The 4,971-nt window shown below is 57.0% G+C and carries 3 protein-coding genes and 2 pseudogenes; all 5 read right to left on the reverse strand.

What is annotated here, in order from left to right:
- Positions 1-219, reverse strand: a pseudogene (locus L1N85_RS10945) (multidrug ABC transporter ATP-binding protein); the annotation flags it as partial.
- A 90-nt stretch (positions 220-309) separates the two neighbouring features.
- Positions 310-1,122: a formate dehydrogenase accessory sulfurtransferase FdhD gene (fdhD, locus tag L1N85_RS10950; protein WP_235237682.1), complete on the reverse strand. Its 813-nt coding sequence runs from the start codon at positions 1,120-1,122 to the stop codon at positions 310-312.
- Between the two features lie 35 nt (positions 1,123-1,157).
- Positions 1,158-3,512, reverse strand: coding sequence for an FdhF/YdeP family oxidoreductase (locus tag L1N85_RS10955; RefSeq protein WP_235237686.1), 2,355 nt, complete (start codon positions 3,510-3,512; stop codon positions 1,158-1,160).
- 199 nt (positions 3,513-3,711) lie between these two features.
- Entirely contained in the window at positions 3,712-4,200 is a 489-nt protein-coding gene (gene infC, locus L1N85_RS10960; protein WP_235237687.1) for a translation initiation factor IF-3, read from the reverse strand.
- Positions 4,201-4,300: 100 nt separating this feature from the next.
- Positions 4,301-4,798, reverse strand: a pseudogene (locus L1N85_RS10965) (MATE family efflux transporter); the annotation flags it as partial.
- Positions 4,799-4,971: the final 173 nt, after the last annotated feature.

Below are 4,971 nucleotides of genomic sequence, written 5' to 3' on the forward strand. Positions count from 1 at the left end.
CACATATTGCAAAAACGTATTAATGATATAAATGACGAGCAAAATCGCGCAGGCCGTTAGGATCAGTCCCCAATTCCCGTCAGGCAGCAAAGTATCAATGACATAGCTGACCGCCAGCGGGAAGCATAGCTCGAGAATCGCGAGCAGGACCGCACAGCAGAAATCAAGCAGGAACAGCTTTTTGTAAGGCTTGTAATAGGCAAAAAATCGACGAAGCATCTGTGACTCCTTTTCTGTAACCTAAGTCGATGCAGATCGGCGTTAGCTGCATGTTCTTATTGATAATGTTTTTCATAAAATGATATACAATCAATTTCCAGCTGTCAATCCATTGCCAAAATCAATCCGCTCCCGATGCGTATACACATTCATCTCGCCGCCGCGGATAAAACCGACGCAGGTGATGCCGAGATCATCCGCCAGCCGCAGCGCAAGATCGGTCGGCGCCGATTTGCTGAGCAGGATGCCGCAGCCGATTTTGGCCGCTTTCAGCACAACCTCCGAGGAGAGCCTGCCGCTGAAGGCGATCACTTTATCCGAGGTGCGAAGGCGGTGGAGCAGGCAATAGCCGAACAGCTTGTCGAGCGCATTGTGGCGTCCGATATCGGTCCTTACGATCAGCAGCCCGCGCGCCGTTCCGATCGCCGCATTATGCACGCCGCCCGTGCTGCGGAAGTCCGCGGAGCTGTCCTGCAGCTCCAGAATCAAGCGGATGCATTGCTCGGGCGTGATGCGCGTGCGGGTCATGACCGTTTTGGCGGTCTGCCTATCGTTGTGAAAATAAAACTGCCTGCTCTTCCCGCAGCAGGAGCCGATCACGCGCTTCGTATAATGTTCAATCCCCATCGACGACTTATGCTCCAGCCCGACATAGGCGAAGCCCGTATCCTCGTGAATGATGAGCGACTTCACCTGCCCGGCCGTGCGAATAACGCCCTCGGACGCCAGGAAACCGATGACAAGCTCCTGCAAATCGGACGGCGAGCATACGATCGTCGCGAATTCCTCCCCGTCCAGCTTCAAGGTAAGCGGAAATTCGGCCGCAATTTCATCGTCCATCTCAAACAGCTCGCTGCCGTCGTATTTGAGAATAGGCCATTTTGTCGTATTGGTATGCTCCATTTGCTGTCCCCCCTTGTCGCTCACCCTTTAATAGCCTACTCCGGCGGCTCCGTCTCCAGCTCCTCGATCCGCTTCTCCACATATTTCGTATCCTTCAAAGCATGGTACGTATCCGCCCGCTCCACGACGACCGATGCATTGTATTCGGGGATGCCGGCCTGCGGCTCATAGACCCCTTTGGCAAACAGGCTGTTGCCCTCCGGCCAGTACAGCTCGATATTTCCGCTGGCAATATCCTCGCATTTGGCTCTGCCGTGGAACGTCCCGCTGCGGTTGTAGACGACCACGGCGTCTCCCTCGGAGATGCGAAGCGCAGCCGCGTCCTCAGCGCTCATCAATACAGCATAGCGCCCGGCGTCGTTGAAGGCATCCTTCTCCCCGTAGATCATCGAGTTGAACTGCTTGCCTCTGCGTGTCGTGGCATAAAAATGCCCCTCCGGCTTGCGCAGCTCCGGCAGCTCAATCGGCAGCAGATTGCCCTTTCCGTCGACGGTTGGACAAATGCCATCCTCGCAAAGCCAAGCCCCGCCCCACTGAAAAACATCGCCCCGGTTCTGCAAATGCTGCACACCGTCATAGTCAGGCGCGGCGACCGCCATCTCGCGCCTTACCGCGGCTGCATCTTCGAAGGCGATCAACTCTCGCAGCTCAGGCTTAATCCGCGCGGCCAGATCCGCATAAATTTGCCACTCCGCCCGGGTTTCCTCCACCCGCGGACCGTCAATAGCCGGCGAGAAATAGACCATCCGCTCCGTAGACGTAGACGTACCGCCGCCCGGCTGCTCATATCGGGTCATGGCCGGCAGCACAATAACCTCCTCCTGCGCATCCAGAAGCGTGGAGCTGTTCAGCATAATGTCCTGGTGCACCCTAATGTCTACCGCTTCCAAGCATCGCCTCACGAAATCAGGATCAGGCATCGTCTCGATAAAGTTGCCGCCGGACGTATAGAAGAGCTTCAGCTTCCGTTCGTGCCGCTCCGGAAGCAGGGCATTCTCGAGCGATACGCCGACGATGTCGCCCTGCCACTCCGGCAGCTTGAAGCCCCAAGCCTCCTCGATGCGCGCGATATCCGCGCCCTTGAACTCGCCGCCCGGCAGGCTGAACGGATCGGCGCCCATTTCGCCCGAGCCCTGCACGCCGCTATGGCCGCGGATCGGCATCAAGCCGCAATGCTCGCGTCCGAGGAAGCCGCGCAGCAGCGCCAGGTTCGCCACCTGCGAAATATTGTCCGTGCCGAAGCGGTGCTGCGTCAGTCCCATGCTCCATACGAATACGCCGGATTTCGCTGCCGCAAGCAGCACGGCGAACGCCTTCATCCGCTCCTTCGTCAGCCCGGACGACTTCTCGAGCAGCTCCCAGCGCTGCTCCAACACATACGCCTTCAGCGCCTCATACCCATTCGCATGCTCGCTCACAAAAGAATGATCAATCGCCGAGCCCGGCTGCTCCTCCTCCATCTCGAACCAAATCTTCATGACGCCGTGCATGAACGCGATGTCTCCGCCAATGTTTACTTGGTAAAAGTCATCGGCCAGCTTCGTGCCGAACAGCGCCGATTCCGGAATCGACGGAATCCAATACCCCTCCATCGCAGGCTCCCGGTAGGGGTTGATGACGATGATTTTCGTCCCCTTCCGCTTGGCCGCATACATGTATTTGGTCGATACCGGCTGATTGTTCGCCGCTACGCTGCCCCAGAACACGAGCACATCCGTGCCGATCCAATCCTTGTAATTGCAGGTTGAGGCGCCGACTCCGACCGAACGCTTCATCGCCGTTTTGGACGGAGAATGGCAGATACGCGAGGCGTTATCAATATTGTTCGTGCCGATGAGCCGCGCCGCCTTCGCCGCCGCGTAATAAGACTCGTTCGTAATGCCGCGCGCCGTTAAGTAGAACGCCAGCTGCTTCGGATCAATGGTCCGCGCCTTGGCTGCGATGCGATCAAGCGCTTCATCCCAGGACAGCCTGCGGAAGCTGCGTTCACCTTTGGCGCGAATGAGCGGATAAGGCAAACGCCCCAGCTTGCGCAATTGGGCGCTGTCGAGCTTCCGCAGCTCCCCGATATCCGAATGAAGCATGGCCGGCTTAATCGCAGGCATCGTGTTCAAGCGCAGCACATTCAGCCGCGTCGTGCATAAATGCGGACCGTCGAGCGTCTGGTCATACAGGCCGGATACGCCAAGCGCGCAGCCATCGCATACCCCCTGCGTCAAAATCCGATATGCATAAGGAAGATTATCACGGTTATCCCAAGCGACCTTAAGCGTATCCCGAATATGATGCGGCTTAATACGTCCCAGTCCAAACGGCGCTTTGCTCACCCACAGCTTCGGATCCGGCCGCTTCGGCAGCTTGATCGGCCCTGTATGTACGGTTTTTGCCATTAACGTTTCACCTCATTAAGTGTCGTTGAACGAACGCAATTTACGCCCAGCCCATTGGTCATTAACCTCATTAACACTTACAAGAAAGCGCATTCAACAATAATTTGGAGAAAAAGCACACACTCACTTTGTACCTTCCTCTGCACCTCTCCCGCACCTCTCCTGCTCTCCCCCTGCATCTCCCCGTACAGCCGCCCCCTTACAGAGGCAGCAGCTGCACTGCCGCTTGCTTGCCGCTGACCTGGATACCCGTCTGCTTCTTGCCGCTCCCGGCGAGATCTTTGACCAAGCGCTCCAGCAGCTCCTTCGCCTTAGCGCCTTCCTTGCCCTGAATGCGCACGACGAGCTGCACGCCGTTGCCCGAAGCAAGCAGCTTCGCCGCCTGCCGCAGCTTCGTGTCGTAGTCATGCTCCTCGATATGCGGGGTTAAGCGCAGCTCCTTCACTTTGCCCGGCTGCTCCTGCGCCTTCGCGCCGCGCTTCTCCTGAGTCGCTTGCTGCTTCGCCTGCCCTTTGCCGACGAGCTTGCAAGGCGGCGGACTGCTCATGAGCGAGGTGCATACCAAATCCACCTTCAGCTCGCGCGCCATCGCCAGCGCTTCATCGCGCGATATGATGCCCAGCTCCTCGCCGCGCAGACCCGTTAACCGCACCTCGGAGGCGCGTATTTTTTCATTCATCATGATCATCGATGCCATTCTATCGTTCGCTCCCTTGCCGTCAATACGGAAAACAGCAGCCCGCAAACGCTAAGCCGCTGTCGTTTCCTTCTTCTATTATACTCCTTTATCAGACGTCCAGCGCGGTCTGTTTCGAAATCCGGCCACCCGCTTCGCCTTCTGCCGCCGTCATTCCATCCGCCTCGTCGAGCTCCGCCTTGCGCAGAAACTTCTTCCCCCTCCACCGGATAAGCGACAGCGTGCCGCGAACGTACTCATCCAGAATCATGCAAGCGTAAATGCCGATCAGTCCCCAGCCGAGCTCAATCCCCACCCAATAGGCGAGGCCTGTCGCAAGCAGCCACATCGAGAACACGGACGTCCACATCGTGAACCGGGTGTCCCCGACCGCATTGAGCGAGTTGCCTAGCGCCATGTTGACCATTTTGCCTGGCTGAAGCAGCAGGTTTAGTCCTAATAAAGACACGCCCATCGCGATGATCTCTTTATTATCCGTGAACAAGCCCAGCAGCTGCCTGCCAAAAATAAAGATCAGAAACGCGTTCACCGTCACGACCGCAAGTCCGATCCACATCGCGCGGAACGCCAGGCCATAGGCCTCCTTTACCGTGAGCGTCAAATCCCACACACATGGAAGTAAGACCCGATTCATGAGAATATGAATGTAGCTCACGCGCGAGGTATCTTTTTAGCCCCTATTTAGACTTGGACAGAACACCCCTTACTTAGATACAATGAAATCAAGCGGAGGGGAACACAATATGACGAAGAAACAGTACG

Source organism: Paenibacillus alkaliterrae (assembly GCF_021532375.1).
GTDB lineage: Bacteria > Bacillota > Bacilli > Paenibacillales > Paenibacillaceae > Pristimantibacillus > Pristimantibacillus alkaliterrae.

Excerpts from the sequence above, each read along its gene's own strand:
- fdhD (WP_235237682.1), bottom strand. The coding sequence starts at position 1,122 with ATGGAGCATACCAATACGACAAAATGGCCTATTCTCAAATACGACGGC.
- infC (WP_235237687.1), bottom strand. The coding sequence starts at position 4,200 with ATGATCATGATGAATGAAAAAATACGCGCCTCCGAGGTGCGGTTAACG.
- L1N85_RS10955 (WP_235237686.1), bottom strand. The coding sequence starts at position 3,512 with ATGGCAAAAACCGTACATACAGGGCCGATCAAGCTGCCGAAGCGGCCG.